At 59.3% G+C, this 18,377-nt stretch carries 20 protein-coding genes and 1 tRNA gene; 19 read left to right on the top strand and 2 right to left on the bottom strand.

Going from position 1 to position 18,377, the window contains the following annotated elements:
* Nucleotides 1-101: 101 nt before the first annotated feature.
* On the top strand, nt 102-764 hold the full coding sequence (locus CKW37_RS28915) for a hypothetical protein (RefSeq protein WP_143502165.1): 663 nt from the start codon (nt 102-104) through the stop codon (nt 762-764).
* A gap of 1,364 nt (nt 765-2,128) precedes the next feature.
* Here CKW37_RS28915 and CKW37_RS28920 read toward each other — a convergent pair.
* Nucleotides 2,129-2,213 (bottom strand) — tRNA-Leu (locus CKW37_RS28920).
* A gap of 113 nt (nt 2,214-2,326) precedes the next feature.
* Here CKW37_RS28920 and queA point away from each other — a divergent pair.
* From queA to CKW37_RS28950, 6 genes are all read left to right on the top strand, one after another.
* On the top strand, nt 2,327-3,376 hold the full coding sequence (queA, locus tag CKW37_RS28925; RefSeq protein WP_095159527.1) for a tRNA preQ1(34) S-adenosylmethionine ribosyltransferase-isomerase QueA: 1,050 nt from the start codon (nt 2,327-2,329) through the stop codon (nt 3,374-3,376).
* Between the two features lie 14 nt (nt 3,377-3,390).
* A complete protein-coding gene (tgt, locus tag CKW37_RS28930) occupies nt 3,391-4,506 on the top strand; it encodes a tRNA guanosine(34) transglycosylase Tgt (RefSeq protein ID WP_175651912.1) in 1,116 nt (371 codons plus the stop codon).
* 47 nt (nt 4,507-4,553) lie between these two features.
* Entirely contained in the window at nt 4,554-4,892 is a 339-nt protein-coding gene (gene yajC / locus CKW37_RS28935) for a preprotein translocase subunit YajC (RefSeq protein WP_095159529.1), read from the top strand.
* A gap of 62 nt (nt 4,893-4,954) precedes the next feature.
* Nucleotides 4,955-6,820: a protein translocase subunit SecD gene (gene secD, locus CKW37_RS28940; protein WP_095159530.1), complete on the top strand. Its 1,866-nt coding sequence runs from the start codon at nt 4,955-4,957 to the stop codon at nt 6,818-6,820.
* A gap of 9 nt (nt 6,821-6,829) precedes the next feature.
* A complete protein-coding gene (gene secF, locus CKW37_RS28945) occupies nt 6,830-7,741 on the top strand; it encodes a protein translocase subunit SecF (RefSeq protein ID WP_095159531.1) in 912 nt (303 codons plus the stop codon).
* 119 nt (nt 7,742-7,860) lie between these two features.
* Nucleotides 7,861-8,409 carry a glycine zipper 2TM domain-containing protein gene (locus CKW37_RS28950; protein ID WP_095159532.1) on the top strand — a complete coding sequence of 183 codons (549 nt, stop codon included), beginning with the start codon at nt 7,861-7,863 and terminating at the stop codon, nt 8,407-8,409.
* 67 nt (nt 8,410-8,476) lie between these two features.
* Here CKW37_RS28950 and suhB read toward each other — a convergent pair whose 3' ends face one another.
* Entirely contained in the window at nt 8,477-9,292 is an 816-nt protein-coding gene (gene suhB / locus CKW37_RS28955; RefSeq protein WP_042120846.1) for an inositol-phosphate phosphatase, read from the bottom strand.
* Between the two features lie 145 nt (nt 9,293-9,437).
* On the opposite strand from suhB, the gene trmJ reads away from it, so the two are divergent.
* The 12 genes from trmJ to rlmN all read left to right on the top strand — a co-directional run bounded on the left by trmJ (nt 9,438) and on the right by rlmN (nt 18,364).
* Nucleotides 9,438-10,199 (top strand): tRNA (cytosine(32)/uridine(32)-2'-O)-methyltransferase TrmJ, encoded by a 762-nt coding sequence (gene trmJ / locus CKW37_RS28960; protein WP_095159533.1) that lies wholly within the window; start codon nt 9,438-9,440, stop codon nt 10,197-10,199.
* On the top strand, nt 10,199-10,981 hold the full coding sequence (cysE, locus tag CKW37_RS28965) for a serine O-acetyltransferase (protein ID WP_095159534.1): 783 nt from the start codon (nt 10,199-10,201) through the stop codon (nt 10,979-10,981). The genes trmJ and cysE overlap by 1 nt, the downstream gene beginning before the upstream one ends.
* 166 nt (nt 10,982-11,147) lie before the next feature.
* Nucleotides 11,148-11,639 (top strand): Fe-S cluster assembly transcriptional regulator IscR, encoded by a 492-nt coding sequence (iscR, locus tag CKW37_RS28970; RefSeq protein WP_095159535.1) that lies wholly within the window; start codon nt 11,148-11,150, stop codon nt 11,637-11,639.
* Nucleotides 11,640-11,682: 43 nt separating this feature from the next.
* On the top strand, nt 11,683-12,897 hold the full coding sequence (locus CKW37_RS28975) for an IscS subfamily cysteine desulfurase (RefSeq protein WP_095159536.1): 1,215 nt from the start codon (nt 11,683-11,685) through the stop codon (nt 12,895-12,897).
* 46 nt (nt 12,898-12,943) lie between these two features.
* The gene (gene iscU, locus CKW37_RS28980) at nt 12,944-13,330 is read left to right on the top strand and encodes a Fe-S cluster assembly scaffold IscU (RefSeq protein WP_003248539.1); all 387 of its coding nucleotides are present in this window, start codon (nt 12,944-12,946) and stop codon (nt 13,328-13,330) included.
* A 29-nt stretch (nt 13,331-13,359) separates the two neighbouring features.
* A complete protein-coding gene (gene iscA / locus CKW37_RS28985) occupies nt 13,360-13,683 on the top strand; it encodes an iron-sulfur cluster assembly protein IscA (RefSeq protein WP_095159537.1) in 324 nt (107 codons plus the stop codon).
* An 8-nt stretch (nt 13,684-13,691) separates the two neighbouring features.
* Nucleotides 13,692-14,213, top strand: a complete 522-nt coding sequence (hscB, locus tag CKW37_RS28990) for a co-chaperone HscB (RefSeq protein ID WP_095159538.1) — start codon at nt 13,692-13,694, stop codon at nt 14,211-14,213.
* 42 nt (nt 14,214-14,255) lie between these two features.
* Nucleotides 14,256-16,121 (top strand): Fe-S protein assembly chaperone HscA, encoded by a 1,866-nt coding sequence (gene hscA / locus CKW37_RS28995; protein WP_095159539.1) that lies wholly within the window; start codon nt 14,256-14,258, stop codon nt 16,119-16,121.
* Entirely contained in the window at nt 16,121-16,462 is a 342-nt protein-coding gene (fdx, locus tag CKW37_RS29000; protein WP_095159540.1) for an ISC system 2Fe-2S type ferredoxin, read from the top strand. The genes hscA and fdx overlap by 1 nt, the downstream gene beginning before the upstream one ends.
* A 13-nt stretch (nt 16,463-16,475) precedes the next feature.
* Complete coding sequence (gene iscX / locus CKW37_RS29005; protein WP_095159541.1) at nt 16,476-16,676, top strand: Fe-S cluster assembly protein IscX; 201 nt, start codon at nt 16,476-16,478, stop codon at nt 16,674-16,676.
* A 91-nt stretch (nt 16,677-16,767) separates the two neighbouring features.
* Entirely contained in the window at nt 16,768-17,193 is a 426-nt protein-coding gene (gene ndk / locus CKW37_RS29010) for a nucleoside-diphosphate kinase (RefSeq protein ID WP_095159542.1), read from the top strand.
* A gap of 28 nt (nt 17,194-17,221) precedes the next feature.
* Nucleotides 17,222-18,364, top strand: coding sequence for a 23S rRNA (adenine(2503)-C(2))-methyltransferase RlmN (gene rlmN, locus CKW37_RS29015; RefSeq protein WP_095159543.1), 1,143 nt, complete (start codon nt 17,222-17,224; stop codon nt 18,362-18,364).
* Nucleotides 18,365-18,377 lie beyond the last annotated feature (13 nt).

Consider the following 18,377-nt stretch of genomic DNA (forward strand, 5'->3'; position numbering starts at 1 on the left):
CTTTCTCGGTCACTTGCTTGACCGCTTCGATCTTGAATTCTTCGGGGTAACGCTGACGACTCATGGCTCCTCCTATTTGGGCCTCATTATGAGGCTTGGAGGTGTCTACGAAACTAGGGGCGATTCAGAACCTTGAAGCAAAGGGATTCACATTGTCGGGCTATGAACCTACTCAACAAGACTTGAAAGAGCTTGAACAACGAAAAGCGGACTATGAATTACGAGCTGAGCAATGGAAGGCCAAGAAAGCCGTAGAAGAGCCTAAACCAGTCGAACCTGTCATGCCTACACCCGCTCAAAACGCACCAGAGAAGCCAGCAGAGCCGACAAAGCAGATTGAGCAAGAAAAGGTTACGTCAGCCAATGAAGGCTTGATTGATGACTTGCACGATATGTTCGGGCCAGCCATAGCTATCCCAGTCGCACAAACTCCTGAGCATCAAGAGGAACTTATCGCCGCACATGTTAAAAATGTAGAAACTGATTTTCATATATTTATTGATGAAATGCGTAACAAGCATGACAGCTACAAAGAAATTGAAATATTGAAGTATGTCCGAGATGCGTTAGAGGAAAGTGGAAATGTGATAGCTGACGCAGCTCTTTACTTTGATATTGCTGAAAAGATTGACCAGTTGGATGACGATGAGCGTGATATATGTTCAGCCTATGTTCAAAAATTAATTGATGATGACGGCTCAGGTGCTCCAATTGATGGAGAGTTGAAACAGACAACCAAAAGAAAATTCAAATTGAAAATGTAAAAATAAAGCCAATAAGGGCTATATTTGACTTTCCATATTGAAATGATACGATAAGAAAAGGTGAAGCCCTAATGTGATTAGCATTAAGGCTTCGGCGTTGATACTGATGACGGCAGTTTCAACTTGTTCTTAAAGTTATAACATATAATTTTAACTCTTCAAGTCTCTCCTGCCTTAAAAATTCCATAACTATAAGAAATTCAGTATTCACGCCTTGAGCAATGTAGGAAATACAGGTGATTGTTTCGTTGTTCAAGCGAAGAGAAATAAAACGGGGATACTGGAAATTTCTCAACCCGCCAGCCATATAGAGATATATGTTGAACAGGGTTCCGGTGTGGTGCTAATACAACCATTAAGTGTTCAAAGTCTAAACTGAGTATTACTGATTTAGACCCTGAAAATTTCAGGCGAGCGAAACTTGTTTTTAACTCTTAAACAAGGAAGACCAGCTATGCCTGAAAGAGCTTAGCTGGTAAAGCTTTAAAAGCGGAAACCCCTTAGGGTTTTCAAGACACGTACACGTACACGTACACGTACACGTACACGTACACGTACACGTACACCCCCACACCCACCCCCACCCCCACACCCACATACGCATGACCTAACCCCTTCAAATTTTCTGCTGCGATAATTTAAATGGGTCAAATTCAAGCGATGTGTTAAAGGTTGATAGTCATAGACCTAAAATCCCATGCCCACGTTGAAATGCCTATTTGCGAACGTATAAAACCATCTGGATATTGCGAACCAAGTTCGCCAATAAGGCGGAAGGCGTAGAAGGCCAGTAATTTTTCCAAAATACAACACTCACAAAACAGCCCTTTTTAGAGCCTAAAACTTATTTCGTGTATAGTAATACCACTAATATAAACGTCTAGTATTTTGTGGTGTTGCGTTAGTTTGTTGAAAATTGAGTTCGACGCTATTTTAAGTTTTCCATTGATTTTTTTGATGTTTTAATTTTAATGGCAGTCAAATAATGGCTTAAACTCAACGAAATATCGTGTCAATAGTAAGTTGAAAATATATTTATGGTTGGATAGTAACTTTCAAAAATTAAAAGTTAGGGTTAGACCTTAGTCGGTGCTTTTATATAAGATTTATATATGCTCAATTTTCATGCTTGAACAAGTTCAACCACAAAAATCGACCTTGCCGGAGAGGCGAAGGTTTTTTGAGTACCCATAAAATCTATTGACTTTTTTGGGGTTGTATGATCTTGGTTTCGCGTGGTGTGATGCTTGGAGCCGCATTTTCCGAGGGAAATGGGTTTGAGAAGGGTAGATTTTTTGGATAGAAAAAGGGGTAGAAATTTCTTTCTACCCCTTCTCTAAGTCCTTGATTTACAAGGAAAATGATGGTGCCCCGAGGGAGACTCGAACTCCCACTCCTTTCGAAAACGGATTTTGAATCCGCCGCGTCTACCAATTCCGCCATCAGGGCTTGTGGCGGCGAAGTATAGAGATGGGCCTACCGTTGGTCAATCACGTTTCATGGTCAATTTTTCCGCTTTCGGCTAAACTTCCCGGCCCTGTCGATCCCGTACCCCCACTGCCATGCGCGTTGCCGATTTTTCCTTCGAACTCCCCGATTCCCTGATCGCCCGCCATCCCCTGGCCGAACGGCGCGGTAGCCGGCTGCTGGTCCTCGATGGGCCGAGCGGCGCGCTGGCGCACAAGCAGTTCACCGATCTGCTCGATTATTTGCGCCCCGGCGACCTGATGGTGTTCAACAACACCCGGGTGATCCCGGCGCGGCTGTTCGGGCAGAAGGCGTCCGGCGGCAAGCTGGAGATTCTGGTGGAGCGGGTGCTGGACAGCCACCGCGTGCTGGCCCACGTGCGGTCGAGCAAGTCGCCCAAGCCGGGCACGCAGATTCTGGTGGACGGCGGCGGCGAAGCCGAGATGGTGGCGCGCCACGATACGCTGTTCGAGCTGCGCTTCGCCGAGGAGGTGCTGCCGCTGCTCGACCGGGTCGGGCACATGCCGTTGCCTCCTTATATAGACCGCCCCGACGAGGGCGCCGACCGCGAGCGCTATCAGACGGTCTACGCCGAACGCGCCGGTGCGGTGGCCGCGCCGACGGCGGGCCTGCATTTCGATGAAGAGCTGCTGGCGAAGATTGCCGAGAAGGGCGTCGACACGGCCTTCGTCACTTTGCATGTCGGCGCTGGCACCTTCCAGCCGGTGCGGGTCGAGCGCATCGAAGACCACCACATGCATAAAGAGTGGCTGGAAGTCGGCCAGGATGTGGTCGATGCCGTGGCCGCCTGCCGCGCACGCGGTGGGCGGGTGGTGGCGGTGGGCACCACCAGCGTGCGGTCGCTGGAAAGCGCGGCGCGCGATGGCGTGCTCAAGCCGTTCAGTGGCGACACCGATATCTTTATCTTCCCGGGCCGGCCGTTCCATGTGGTCGACGCCCTGGTCACCAACTTCCATTTGCCCGAGTCCACGCTGCTGATGCTGGTTTCGGCCTTCGCCGGTTACCCGGAAACCATGGCGGCCTACGCGGCGGCGGTGGAAAACGGCTACCGCTTCTTCAGTTACGGTGATGCGATGTTCATCACCCGCAATCCGGCGCCACGCGGGCCCGAGGATCAAGCATGAGTCGCACCTGTCGTATGTCCTTCGAGTTGCTGGCCACCGACGGCAAGGCCCGTCGCGGCCGCCTGACTTTCCCCCGTGGCACCGTGGAAACCCCGGCGTTCATGCCGGTGGGCACCTATGGCACGGTCAAGGGCATGCTGCCGCGGGACATCGAGGCCATCGGCGCCGAGATGATCCTCGGCAACACCTTCCACCTGTGGTTGCGCCCGGGCACCGAGGTGATCAAGGCCCACGGCGACCTGCACGACTTCATGCAGTGGAAAGGCCCGATCCTCACCGACTCCGGTGGTTTCCAGGTGTTCAGCCTGGGCGCGATGCGCAAGATCAAGGAGGAGGGCGTGACCTTCGCCTCGCCGGTGGACGGCTCCAAGGTGTTCATGGGCCCGGAAGAGTCGATGCAGGTCCAGCGCGACCTGGGCTCTGACGTGGTGATGATTTTCGACGAATGCACCCCGTACCCGGCCGACGAAGACGTGGCGCGGGTGTCGATGGAGCTGTCGCTGCGCTGGGCCCAGCGCTCGAAGAACGCCCACGGCGACAACACCGCGGCGCTGTTCGGCATCGTCCAGGGCGGCATGCACCAGAACCTGCGCATGCGCTCGCTGGAAGGCCTGGACAAGATCGGCTTCGACGGCCTGGCCATCGGCGGCCTGTCGGTGGGCGAGCCGAAGCACGAAATGATCAAGGTGCTGGACTATCTGCCGGGCCTGATGCCCGCTGACAAACCTCGTTACCTTATGGGGGTTGGCAAGCCGGAAGATCTTGTTGAGGGTGTGCGCCGCGGTGTCGACATGTTCGATTGCGTGATGCCCACCCGCAATGCGCGAAATGGTCATCTGTTCATCGATACCGGCGTCCTGAAAATCCGCAACGCGTTCCATCGTCATGATGATTCGCCGCTGGACCCGACCTGCGATTGCTATACCTGCCAGAACTTCTCCCGCGCTTATCTGCATCACTTGGATAAATGCGGCGAAATGTTGGGCAGCATGTTGAATACGATCCATAACTTGCGTCATTACCAGCGCCTGATGGCTGGTTTGCGCGAGGCTATTCAACAAGGTACATTGGCCGCCTTTGTCGATGCCTTTTACGCCAAGCGCGGGCTGCCTGTGCCGCCCTTGGACTGATGTTCCGTCGATCCTGACAAATACAATTTTGCAACTTGGAGTGCCTCATGAGCTTTCTGATTCCTGCCGCTTACGCGGACGCCGCAGCCCCTGCTGTCGCCGGCCCGGCCGGTACCGGTTTCGAATGGATTTTCCTGGTCGGTTTCCTGGTCATCTTCTATCTGATGATCTGGCGTCCACAGGCCAAACGTGCAAAAGAGCAGAAGAACCTGCTGGGCAATCTGCAAAAGGGTGATGAAGTTGTCACCAACGGCGGTATCGCCGGCAAGATCGTCAAAGTCAGTGATGACTTCATCGTTCTGGAAGTGTCCGACACGGTTGAACTGAAGTTCCAGAAAGGCGCTGTAGCGGCAACCCTGCCGAAGGGTACGCTCAAAGCGATCTAAGTTAAGTTTTTTACCAATCGACGGGGCGCGCAAGGCGCCCCGCGTCTTGAACGGGCGGCGTGATGCTGAACAAAACTCCTCTATGGAAATGCGCACTGATCCTGGTGGTACTGGTGATCGGTTTTATTTATTCCGCTCCCAATCTCTACCCTGACGATCCGGCTATCCAAGTCAGCGGCGCCAGCACTGCGCTGCAGGTCAATCAGGCCGATCTGGACCGTGTCAGCAAGGCGCTGGTCGATGCCGGGATCGCGGTCAAGGGCGCAAGTTTGGGTGAAAGTGGCCGTGGCGCACTGCTGCGTCTGACCAAACAGGAAGACCAACTTCCCGCCAAGGATGTCGTGCGCAAGGCACTGGGCGATGATTACGTGGTGGCGCTGAACCTGGCCCCGACCACGCCAAAATGGCTGCGCAGCGTCGGTGCTCATCCGATGAAACTGGGCCTGGACCTTTCCGGTGGTGTGCACTTCCTTCTCGAAGTGGACATGGAAAAGGCCATGCAAGCGCGCCTGAAAGTCTACGAAGGTGAAGTGAAGAGCCTGCTGCGCAAGGAGCGTGTGCGCTACCGCAGCCTGCCGCAACAGGATGGTGGCATCCAGTTGGGCTTCTCCGACGATGCCTCCCGCGAACAGGCTCGCAGCCTGATCCGCAAGAATTTCAACGATTTCGACCTGACCACCAACGAGCGTAACGACCTGTTCGTGCTGCGCCTGGCGATCACGCCGGCGAAGGTCACGGAAATCCGTGAATACTCGATCAAGCAGAACTTGACCACGGTACGTAACCGCGTCAACGAGCTGGGCGTCGCCGAGCCGCTGGTTCAGCGCCAGGGTGCCAACCGCATCGTGGTCGAGCTGCCGGGCGTGCAGGACACCGCCGAAGCCAAGCGTATCCTCGGCAAGACCGCCAACCTGGAATTCCGCCTGGGCGCCGAGCCTGGTGCGTCGAAAGCCACGACCGAGGTCTTCGAGTTCCGTGAAGGCGGTCGTTCCGCGCCGGTCGAGCGTGGTCTGATCATCACCGGTGACCAGGTCACCGATGCCCAGGCCAGCTATGACGAGCACGGCCGTCCGCAGGTGAACATCCGTCTCGATGGCCATGGCGGCGAGCTGATGAGCCGCGCGACCCGCAGCAACGTCGGTCGCAGCATGGCGGTGATCTTCATCGAGCAGCGTCCGATGACCCGCTACGAGAAGCAGGTGGTCGACGGCGTCGAGAAAGACGTAGCGATCCAGACCTTCAAGGAAGAGAAGAAGATCATCAGCCTGGCGACCATCCAGTCGCCGCTCGGCAGTCAGTTCCGCATCACCGGCCTGAACGGCCAGGGTGAGTCGTCCGAGCTGGCCCTGCTGCTGCGTGCCGGTGGCCTGGCCGCGCCGATGTACTTCGCTGAAGAACGCACCATTGGTCCGAGCCTGGGTGCTGACAACATCACCAAGGGTATCGATGCGTCGCTGTGGGGCATGCTGTTCGTCTCGCTGTTCATCATGGCCATCTACCGCTTCTTCGGTCTGATCGCCACCGTCGCCCTGGCGGGCAACATGGTCCTGCTGCTGGCACTGATGTCGGTGCTTGGCGCGACCCTGACCCTGCCTGGTATCGCCGGTATCGTGTTGACCATGGGTATGGCGGTGGACGCCAACGTGCTGATCTTCTCGCGTATCCGCGAGGAACTGGCCAACGGGATGTCCGTGCAGCGCGCCATCAACGAAGGTTTCGACCGTGCCTACACGGCGATTCTCGACGCCAACCTCACGACTCTGCTGGTCGGCGGCATCCTTTTCGCAATGGGCACCGGCCCGGTCAAGGGCTTCGCGGTCACCATGTCGCTGGGTATCTTCACCTCGATGTTCACTGCCATCATGGTTACCCGTGCGATCGTCAACGGGATCTATGGCGGGCGTGACTTCAAGAAGCTGTGGATTTAAGGGGCTGCCATGCTACGTACGATCAACTTCATGGGCGTGCGCAATGTTGCGTTCGCCGTCACCATGCTCCTTACCGTTCTGGCGTTGTTCAGCTGGTTCCACAAAGGGCTGAACTTCGGCCTGGACTTCACCGGCGGTACGCTCATCGAGCTGACCTACGAGCGTCCGGCTGATCTGACCCAGGTCCGCGAAGAGCTGGTCAAGTCCGGCTTCCACGACGCCGTGGTGCAGAGCTTCGGTGCGACCACCGACCTGCTGGTGCGTATGCCGGGCGATGATCCGCTGCTGGGCAACCGCGTTTCCGAGGCGCTGCAGAAGGCTGGCGGCGACAACCCGGCGACCGTCAAGCGCGTCGAGTTCGTCGGTCCGCAGGTCGGCGAAGAACTGCGTGACCAGGGCGGCCTCGGCATGCTCCTGGCGCTGGGCGGGATCATGATCTACCTGGCCTTCCGCTTTCAGTGGAAGTTCGCGGTCGGCGCGATCATCTCGCTGATCCACGACGTGGTCGTGACCATGGGTATCCTGTCGTTCTTCCAGATCACCTTCGACCTGACGGTGCTGGCGGCGGTGCTGGCGATCATCGGTTACTCGCTCAACGACACCATCGTCGTGTTCGACCGGGTTCGCGAGAACTTCCGCGTACTGCGCAAGGCCTCGCTGATCGAGAACATCAACATCTCGACCACCCAGACCCTGCTGCGTACCGTGGCGACTTCGGTGTCGACCTTGCTGGCCATCGCCGCGCTGCTGTTCTTCGGTGGCGACAACCTGTACGGCTTCTCCCTGGCGCTGCTGGTGGGTGTTCTGGCGGGTACCTACTCGTCGATCTACATCGCCAACGTGGTGCTGATCTGGCTGAACCTGAACAGCGAAGACCTGATTCCTCCGGTTAAAACCGAGGGTGTGGACGACCGTCCATAAGGCTTTTTCCTACGCCTCAGGCGGAAGAGGAAGGCGCGAGTATTGAACTCGCGCCTTTTTTTTTGCTCCAAGGCTGGGAGAAGCGCGGGTCAAACCCGCAGGTAAATCAGGAGGTTCACGTGAATAAGTCGATGCTGGTGGGTGCGGTACTGGGTGCTGTCGGTGTGACTGCCGGAGGTGCTGTCGCGACCTACAGCCTGGTCAACAGCGGGCCGGAATACGCCCAGGTGCTGGGTGTGCAGCCGGTCAAGCAGACTGTGAAGACGCCACGGGAAGTCTGTAAGGATGTGACCGTTACGCGGCAGAAGCCCGTGCAGGATCAGCACCAGATCGCCGGTACCGTGCTCGGTGCGGTGGCGGGTGGGCTGCTCGGCAATCAGATCGGTGGCGGCACCGGCAAGAAGATCGCCACGGTGGCCGGTGCGGTCGGCGGCGGTTATGCCGGCAACAAGGTTCAGGAAAACATGCAGAACAACGACACCTACTCCACGACACAGACCCGTTGCAACACGGTCAATGACGTAAGCGAGAAGGTGATTGGCTATGACGTGAAGTATTCGGTCGGCGAGAAGGTCGGTCAGGTGCGCATGGACCGTGATCCTGGGTCGCAGATTCCGCTGGATAAGCAGGGCAATCTGGTTTTGGGGCAGGCGCAGCCGGCTCAGTAATGAGGCCCTGAAATTCGACCAAAAAAAAGCACCTCGAAAGGTGCTTTTTTCATGCCCGGCTAAAAACTCAGCGCTTTACCGAAGGCGGCAGGTGCGGCTGGATAGCCGTCAGCACAGCCTTGAAGCACTTGATGTTGCCGGCAACGACGTGGCCTTTCTCAAGGAAGTCGTGACCGCCGGTGAAGTCGCTCACCAGGCCGCCCGCTTCCTGGATCAGCAGCGCGCCCGCGGCCATGTCCCATTCGGACAGGCCCGACTCCCAGAAGGCGTCGAAACGACCAGCGGCAACGTAGGCCAGGTCCAGGCTGGCGGAACCGGCGCGGCGGATGCCGGCGGTCTGGCCGACCAGGGCGCGGAACATGCCCAGGTAGTTGTCCAGATATTCCATCTGGTTGTCGCGGAACGGGAAGCCGGTGCCGAGCAGGGCGCCTTCCAGGCTGGTGCGCGAGCTGACGCGCAGGCGACGGCCGTTCAGCTGGGCGCCACGGCCACGGCTAGCGGTGAATTCTTCTTGGCGAACCGGGTCCAGTACGACGGCGTGCTCGAGGCGGCCGCGGTATTTGCAGGCGATGCTGACAGCAAAGTGAGGAACGCCACGCAGGAAGTTGGTAGTGCCATCCAGCGGATCGATGATCCACAGGTAGTCTTCGCCTTCACCGCTGCCGGCGTGCAGGCCGGTCTCTTCGCCTTGGATGGCGTGGGTCGGGTAGGCTTTGCGCAGCGCGTCGATGATGACTTTCTCGGCGGCGCGATCAACTTCGGACACGTAATCCTTGGCGTCCTTCTCATCAACCTTGATGGTATCCAGGCGCTCGATTGAGCGGAAAATCAGTTCGCTGGCGCTGCGGGCGGCGCGCAGCGCGATATTCAGCATGGGCTGCATGGACGTTTCACCTGAGTGTTAAAGAAAGCCGCACATTCTATCAGAAAACTTTCCGGGCAGAAGGGCAACATTTGCTTACGTAGCTTAATGGCGGTCGCTTCTGTAAGATTTGCTCCCCTCTTTTTAGTGTCTGAGAGCGCCTGCCGTGCTGGAAAATATACGTGTCGTTCTGGTTTGTACCAGCCACCCCGGCAATATCGGAGGCGCTGCGCGTGCCATGAAGAACATGGGCCTGTCGCGGCTGGTGCTGGTGAGTCCTGCGGATTTCCCGTCTCCAGAGGCCAGCGCGCGCGCTTCCGGCGCCGACGATGTGCTGGCGGGTGCCCAGGTGGTTTCCACCCTTGAAGACGCGCTGGTCGGCTGCACTCTGGTGATCGGCACCAGCGCGCGCAGTCGCAGCCTGCCCTGGCCGATGCTCGAGCCGCGCGAGTGCGGCACCGAAGTTACCGGGCGAGCGGCGCAGGGCGAGCAGGTCGCCCTGGTCTTTGGTCGTGAGCACGCCGGCCTGACCAATGAAGAGCTGCAGCGCTGCCATTACCACGTGCACATCCCGTCCAATCCGGATTTCAGCTCGCTGAACCTGGCGGCGGCGGTGCAGGTGCTGAGCTACGAGGTCCGCACGGCCTGGCTGGCGCAGGCGTCGCAGCCTGAAAAAACGGAAAAGGATGAGCCGGTCGAAGAGCTGGCCACCATGGACGAAATGGAGCGGTTCTACGGGCACCTGGAAGACACGCTGGTGCAGATCGGTTTCCTCGATCCGTCCCGGCCCAAGCACCTGATGCCGCGTTTGCGTCGCCTGTTCGGGCGCAGCGCGGTGAATCGTTCGGAAATGAGTATTTTGCGCGGCATCCTCACCGAAACCCAGAAAGCGGCCCGGGGCGATGCACACAAGCGGAAGGATCAATAATGTTCGAGCGTCTGCGTGAAGATATCCAAAGCGTATTCCACCGTGACCCGGCGGCACGCAATGCCTTTGAGGTGCTGACCTGCTATCCGGGTATGCACGCGATCTGGCTGCACCGCGCGGCGCATTGTCTGTGGAAGAAGGACTGGAAGTGGCTGGCCCGGCTGGTGTCGAACTTCGGCCGCTGGATGACCGGGATCGAGATCCACCCGGGTGCCAAGGTGGGCCGGCGCTTCTTCATCGACCATGGCATGGGCATCGTGATCGGTGAGACTGCGGAGATCGGCGACGATGTCACCCTGTACCAGGGCGTGACCCTCGGCGGCACCAGCTGGAACAAGGGCAAGCGCCATCCGACCCTGGAAGATGGCGTGGTGGTCGGCGCCGGGGCCAAGGTGCTCGGTCCGTTCACGGTGGGTGCCGGTGCCAAGATCGGCTCCAACGCAGTGGTCACCAAGGCCGTGCCGGCCGGCGCCACGGCGGTGGGAATTCCGGGGCGGATCATCGTCAAGTCCGATGTCGAGCAGGAAGCCCGGCGCAAGGCCATGGCTGAGAAGATCGGCTTTGATGCCTACGGCGTCAGCGAAGACATGCCCGACCCGGTGGCCCGCGCCATTGGTCAGTTGCTCGATCACCTGCAAGCGGTGGACGGGCGCTTGGAAGACATGTGCGGTGCGCTGAAAAACCTCGGCAGCGACTACTGCGCCAAGGAGCTTCCGGCCTTGCATGAAGAAGATTTCGCCTGCGTCAAAGGCGAGGTTCGCAGTGACGCGCCGACGCATTGACAGGCCGTTCGTTACAAGGGGCGTGTGCTCACGCCCTGATCTTGCTATCATCGCGCCCGCCGTTCAGGCGCAATCCCGACTAAAGCAGTAGGTCTTATAGTTGACTTAAATGCTCGGGAATCGCATACTCGCACACATCCTGTAACTCCCGTGGTATCAAATAGCCATGCGACTGACTACTAAAGGCCGATACGCCGTGACTGCCATGCTCGACCTGGCACTGCACGCGCAAAATGGGCCGGTGTCCCTGGCCGACATCTCTGAGCGCCAAGGCATTTCCCTCTCTTATCTGGAGCAGTTGTTCGCCAAACTGCGCCGCGCCAACCTGGTTTCCAGTGTGCGTGGTCCAGGCGGTGGCTATCAGCTCTCGCGAGTCATGGAAAGCATCCAGGTGGCCCAGGTTATCGATGCGGTCAATGAATCGGTCGACGCAACCCGTTGCCAAGGCCTCGGCGATTGCCATGCCGGTGACACCTGCCTGACCCACCACCTGTGGTGCGACCTCAGTGCACGAATCCACGAATTCCTCAGCGGAATCAGCCTGGCCGACCTAGTGACCCGCCGAGAGGTCCAGGAAGTGGCCCAGCGCCAGGACCTTCGCCGCATTGCCGGCCGAGCCCCGCATCTGGACAAGATTGAAACGTCCGCCGTCGAATGACCGTTTCGAACGAGCGACGCGCCTGCCTGATAGGAGAGATTCAATGAAGTTGCCGATCTACCTCGATTACTCCGCGACCACTCCGGTCGACCCACGTGTCGCCCAGAAGATGAGCGAATGCCTGCTGGTCGACGGGAACTTCGGTAACCCGGCGTCGCGCTCCCACGTCTTCGGCTGGAAAGCTGAAGAGTCGGTCGAAAACGCCCGCCGCCAGGTCGCTGACCTGGTCAATGCCGACCCACGCGAAATCGTCTGGACCAGCGGTGCCACCGAGTCCGACAACCTGGCGTTGAAAGGTGTCGCGCACTTCTACAGCACCAAGGGCAAGCACATCATCACCTCCAAGATCGAGCACAAAGCGGTCCTGGACAGCACTCGCCAACTCGAGCGCGAAGGCTTCGAAGTCACCTACCTCGAGCCTGGCAGCGACGGCCTGATCACTCCGGCCATGATCGAAGCGGCCCTGCGCGACGACACCATCCTCGTGTCGATCATGCATGTGAACAACGAGATCGGCACCATCAACGACATCGCCGCCATCGGTGAACTGACCCGCTCCCGCGGTGTGATGTTCCACGTCGATGCGGCTCAGTCCACTGGCAAGGTCGAGATCGACCTGCAGAAGCTGAAAGTCGACCTGATGTCCTTCTCCGCTCACAAAACCTACGGCCCGAAAGGCATTGGCGCGCTGTACGTCAGCCGCAAGCCGCGGGTTCGCCTGGAAGCTGCCATGCACGGCGGTGGTCATGAACGCGGCATGCGTTCGGGCACCCTGGCGACCCACCAGATCGTCGGCATGGGCGAAGCCTTCGCCGTCGCCAAAGAGCTGATGGCCAGCGAGAACGTGCGTATCAAGGCCCTGAGCGATCGCTTCTTCAAACAGGTCGAAGGCCTGGAAGAGCTGTACGTCAACGGCAGCCTGACCGCACGTATTCCGCACAACCTGAACCTGAGCTTCAACTACGTCGAAGGCGAGTCGCTGATCATGGCGCTCAAGGACCTGGCCGTATCGTCCGGTTCTGCATGCACTTCGGCATCCCTCGAGCCGTCCTATGTCCTGCGCGCCCTGGGCCGCAACGACGAACTGGCGCACAGCTCGATCCGCTTCACCTTCGGCCGCTTCACCACCGAAGAAGAAATCGACTACGCCGCGCAGAAGGTCTGCGAGGCCGTTACCAAGCTGCGCGAATTGTCGCCGCTGTGGGATATGTACAAAGACGGCGTCGACATCTCCAAGATCGAGTGGGCTGCGCACTAAGTAGTCGCCAGCAAGAGCGGCTCTCTGATGAGGAAGGAATTGCACCATGGCATACAGTGAAAAGGTCATCGACCACTACGAAAACCCGCGCAACGTCGGCAAGATGAATGCCGAAGACCCGGATGTTGGCACCGGCATGGTCGGCGCTCCGGCGTGCGGCGACGTGATGCGCCTGCAGATCAAGGTCAACGAGCAGGGCGTCATCGAAGACGCCAAGTTCAAGACCTACGGCTGTGGTTCGGCCATCGCTTCCAGCTCCCTCGCCACCGAGTGGATGAAGGGCAAGACCCTGGACGAAGCCGAGACCATCAAGAACACGCAGCTGGCCGAAGAACTGGCCCTGCCGCCGGTCAAGATCCACTGCTCGGTACTCGCCGAAGACGCCATCAAGGCGGCCGTTCGCGACTACAAGCAGAAGAAAGGTCTGATCTGAACCACCTTCAGCAGGTTTAAGGAGTCTCGATGGCTATCAGCATGACAGAAGCCGCCGCCAACCACGTGCGGCGCTCCCTCGAAGGACGTGGCAAGGGTGACGGTGTTCGCCTGGGTGTCCGTACTACCGGCTGCTCCGGTCTGGCCTACGTGCTGGAGTTCGTTGACGAGCCGAACGGCGAAGACGAAGTGTTCGAAAGTCACGGTGTGAAAGTGATCATCGACCCGAAAAGTCTGGTGTACCTCGACGGTACCGAGCTGGACTTCGTCAAGGAAGGGTTGAACGAAGGCTTCAAGTTCAACAACCCCAACGTGCGCGGTGAGTGTGGCTGCGGCGAAAGCTTCAACGTCTGAGGCTGCGCGTGGGTACTCCTTGTCATTTCGCCCTGTTTGAACTGCAGCCGGACTTCCGTCTGGACCTCGAGCAACTGGCCGCCCGCTACCGCGAGCTGGCCCGTGCCGTGCATCCAGACCGGTTCGCCGATGCGTCCGAGCGCGAACAGCGCCTGGCGCTGGAACGGTCCGCTGGTCTCAACGATGCCTATCAGACCCTCAAGAGCGCGCCCCGTCGGGCGCGTTACCTGTTGGCGCTCGGCGGCCATGAAGTGCCGCAGGAAGTCACCGTCCACGATCCCGAGTTTCTCTTCCAGCAGATGCAGTGGCGCGAAGAGCTCGAAGACCTTCAGGACAGTGCCGACCTCGATGGCGTGGCCGCGTTCAAGCGCCGCCTGAAAGCCGCCTCCGAAGCCCTCAACGAGGAGTTCGCCGCTTGCTGGAACGACGCCGCGCAGCGTGAACAGGCCGAACGCCTGATGCGCCGCATGCAGTTCCTCGACAAGCTCGCCTACGAAGTGCGCCAGCTGGAAGAGCGCCTCGACGATTAACCCGGTGCCGCCCCTGGCGACACCCCTGGTATTCAGATAAGCATGGCCCTACTGCAGATCGCCGAACCCGGTCAGACTCCTCAACCCCACCAGCGCCGACTGGCCGTGGGTATCGACCTGGGTACTACCAATTCGCTGGTCGCTGCCCTGCGCAGTGGTCTTTCCGCTCCGTTGCCCGATGCCGAAGGCCGGGTCATCCTGCCGTCCGCGGTGCGCTATCACGCTGACCACATCGATGTCGGTCACGTTGCGCGCGAGTCGGCCTCTGCCGATCCGCTGAACACCATCCTCTCGGTCAAGCGCCTGATGGGGCGTGGCCTCGCGGACGTCAAGCAACTGGGGGAGCAACTGCCTTACCGCTTCGTCGGCGGCGAGTCGCACATGCCGTTCATCGAGACGATCCAGGGGCCGAAGAGTCCGGTGGAAGTTTCCGCCGATATCCTCAAGGTGCTGCGCCAGCGCGCTGAAGAAACCCTCGGTGGCGAGCTGGTTGGCGCGGTGATCACCGTGCCGGCCTATTTCGACGATGCTCAGCGCCAGGCCACCAAGGACGCCGCGCGTCTGGCCGGCCTCAACGTGCTGCGCCTGCTCAACGAGCCGACCGCGGCGGCTGTCGCCTACGGCCTGGACCAGAACGCCGAAGGCGTCGTGGCTATCTACGACCTGGGCGGCGGTACCTTCGATATTTCCATCCTGCGCCTGACCGGCGGTGTCTTCGAAGTGCTGGCCACCGGTGGCGATACCGCCCTGGGCGGCGATGATTTCGACCACGCCATTGCCAGTTGGATCGTACAGTCCGCCGGCTTGTCTTCCGACCTCGATCCCGGCGCGCAGCGTCGCCTGCTGGAAACTGCCTGCGCCGCCAAGGAAGCCCTGACCGACGCCGATTCCGTGGCCGTGCGCTACGACGGCTGGCAAGCCGAGCTGACCCGTGACGCCTTCGACGCGCTGATCGAACCGATGATCGCCCGCAGCCTGAAAGCCTGCCGTCGCGCCGTGCGTGACAGCGGTATCGAGCTGGAAGAAGTCGAGGCGGTGGTCATGGTCGGCGGCTCGACCCGTGTTCCTCGCGTGCGCAGTGCCGTGGGCGAGTTGTTCGGGCGTCAGCCGTTGACCGATATCGACCCGGATCAGGTGGTGGCCATTGGTGCTGCGATCCAGGCCGATACCCTGGCCGGCAACCGCCGCGAAGGTGGCGAATTGCTGCTGCTTGACGTGATTCCGCTGTCCCTGGGGCTGGAGACCATGGGCGGGCTGATGGAGAAGGTGATTCCGCGCAACACTACCATTCCGGTCGCCCGAGCCCAGGAGTTCACCACCTACAAGGATGGCCAGACGGCCATGATGATCCACGTGCTCCAGGGTGAGCGCGAGTTGATCAGCGATTGCCGTTCCCTCGCCCGTTTCGAGCTGCGTGGCATTCCCGCCATGGTGGCCGGCGCCGCGAAGATCCGCGTGACCTTCCAGGTCGATGCTGACGGCCTGCTCAGCGTTTCCGCTCGGGAGCTGGGTTCGGGCGTCGAATCGAGCATTCAGGTCAAGCCGTCCTACGGCCTGACCGACGGCGAAATCGCCCGCATGCTCAAGGACTCCTTCGAGCACGCCGGCAATGACAAGGCGGCGCGCCAGTTGCGCGAACACCAGGTCGACGCCGAGCGCCTGCTTGAAGCAGTGCAGGGCGCGCTGGATGCCGACGGCGAGCGTCTGCTGGACGCCGAAGAGCGCCTGGCGATCGAGCAACAGATGCAAGATTTGCGTGATTTGATGAGCGGCACCGATGGCTCGGCCATCGAGCAGCAGACCAAGCGTCTGTCGCAGGTGACCGATGCCTTTGCTGCCCGACGCCTTGATTCGACGGTCAAAGCCGCACTGGCCGGGCGCAACCTGAATGAGATCGAGGACAACTGATGCCGCAGGTTACATTTCTGCCCCACGAGAAGTTCTGTCCGGACGGCTTGACCGTCGAGGCAGCACCGGGGACTTCCATTCTCGAACTGGCCCATGACCATCACATCGAGATCGAAAGCGCCTGTGGCGGCGTGTGTGCCTGCACCACGTGTCACTGCATCGTCCGCCAGGGTTTCGACTCGGTCGAGGAAGCGGACGAGCTGGAAGAAGACATGCTGGACAAGGCCTGGGGCCTGGAAGCGCAGTCTCGTCTGGCGTGCCAGGTGGTTGTTGGTGAAGAAGACCTGACCATCGAGATTCCGAAGTACTCGCTCAACCACGCCGCCGAAGCGCCGCATTGATCCTGGAGCCGACATGAGCCTGAAATGGGTTGATGTACTTGAAATTGCTATCCAGCTTGCCGAAAGCAAGCCGGAAGTCGATCCTCGCTACGTGAATTTCGTCGATCTGCATCGCTGGGTGCTGGCATTGCCAGACTTCAGCGACGATCCGGCCCGCGGCGGCGAGAAGGTCCTGGAAGCCATTCAGGGCGCCTGGATCGAAGAAGCCGACTGAGCGCACTCGGCAGGTTAGGCAATCCCCCGGAACCCGCGTATAATTCGCGGGTTTAATTTTTCGCATCACTTACTGTTTCTGGAGTTACACCATGGCTGTTCAACGTACTTTCTCCATCATCAAGCCTGACGCCGTTGCCAAGAACGTCATCGGCAAAATCACCACCCGTTTCGAAGACGCCGGCCTGAAAATCGTTGCGTCGAAAATCAAGCAACTGTCCAAGGCCGAAGCCGAAGGCTTCTACGCCGAGCACGCAGAGCGCGGTTTCTTCGGTGACCTGGTTGCCTTCATGACCTCCGGTCCAGTTGTCGTTCAGGTTCTGGAAGGCGAAAACGCCATCGCTCGCAACCGTGAGCTGATGGGCGCTACCAACCCTAAAGAAGCTGCTGCCGGCACCATCCGTGCTGACTTCGCCGAGTCCATCGACGCCAACGCCGTTCACGGTTCGGACTCCGAAGCCGCTGCCGCTCGCGAAATCGCTTACTTCTTCGCAGCTACCGAGGTAACCACTCGCTAAGCCACGGCTTTCGAGTGAGGGTGAATCCATGACTACATCGACTGGCAAAACTAACCTGTTGGGACTTACCCAGCCGGAAATGGAAAAATTCTTCGACTCGATAGGGGAGAAGCGCTTCCGTGCCGGTCAGGTAATGAAATGGATTCACCACTTTGGCGTCGATGATTTCGACGCCATGACCAACGTCGGCAAGGCGCTGCGCGAAAAGCTCAAATCGTGCGCCGAGATTCGCGGCCCGGAAGTGGTCAGCGAGGACATCTCCAGCGACGGCACCCGTAAATGGGTGGTGCGCGTGGCCTCTGGCAGTTGCGTCGAAACCGTCTACATCCCCCAGGGCAAGCGCGGTACGTTGTGCGTATCGTCCCAGGCCGGTTGTGCTCTGGACTGCAGTTTCTGCTCCACCGGCAAGCAAGGATTCAACAGCAACCTCACCGCCGCCGAAGTCATCGGCCAGGTGTGGATTGCCAACAAGTCGTTCGGCAGCGTGCCGGCCACCATCGACCGCGCCATCACCAACGTGGTGATGATGGGCATGGGTGAGCCACTGCTGAACTTCGACAACGTGGTCGCCGCCATGCACCTGATGATGGACGACCTCGGCTATGGCATTTCCAAGCGCCGGGTGACCCTGTCCACCTCCGGCGTGGTGCCGATGATCGATGAGTTGGCCAAGCACATCGACGTCTCCCTGGCCCTGTCGCTGCACGCGCCGAACGACGCGCTGCGCAACGAACTGGTGCCGATCAACAAGAAGTACCCGCTCAAGGTTCTGCTCGAGTCTTGCATGCGCTACATGTCCGAACTGGGCGAGAAGCGCGTACTGACCATCGAGTACACCCTGCTCAAGGACGTCAACGACAAGCTCGAACACGCCCAGGAAATGGCCGAGCTGCTGAAGAACGTGCCGTGCAAGATCAACCTGATCCCGTTCAACCCGTTCCCGCACTCCGGCTACGAGCGTCCGAGCAACAACGCGATCCGCCGTTTCCAGGACTGCCTGCACCACGCCGGTTACAACGTCACCGTGCGCACCACGCGTGGTGAAGACATCGATGCCGCGTGCGGGCAACTGGTCGGCCAGGTCATGGACCGTACCCGTCGCAGTGAGCGCTATATCGCTGTGCGGCAATTGAACGCCGACGCCGATTCCAGCGGCGCGGCGGGCAACTGAGACGAGGACCGCC

This window comes from Pseudomonas sp. Irchel 3E13 (assembly GCF_900187455.1).
Lineage (GTDB): Bacteria > Pseudomonadota > Gammaproteobacteria > Pseudomonadales > Pseudomonadaceae > Aquipseudomonas.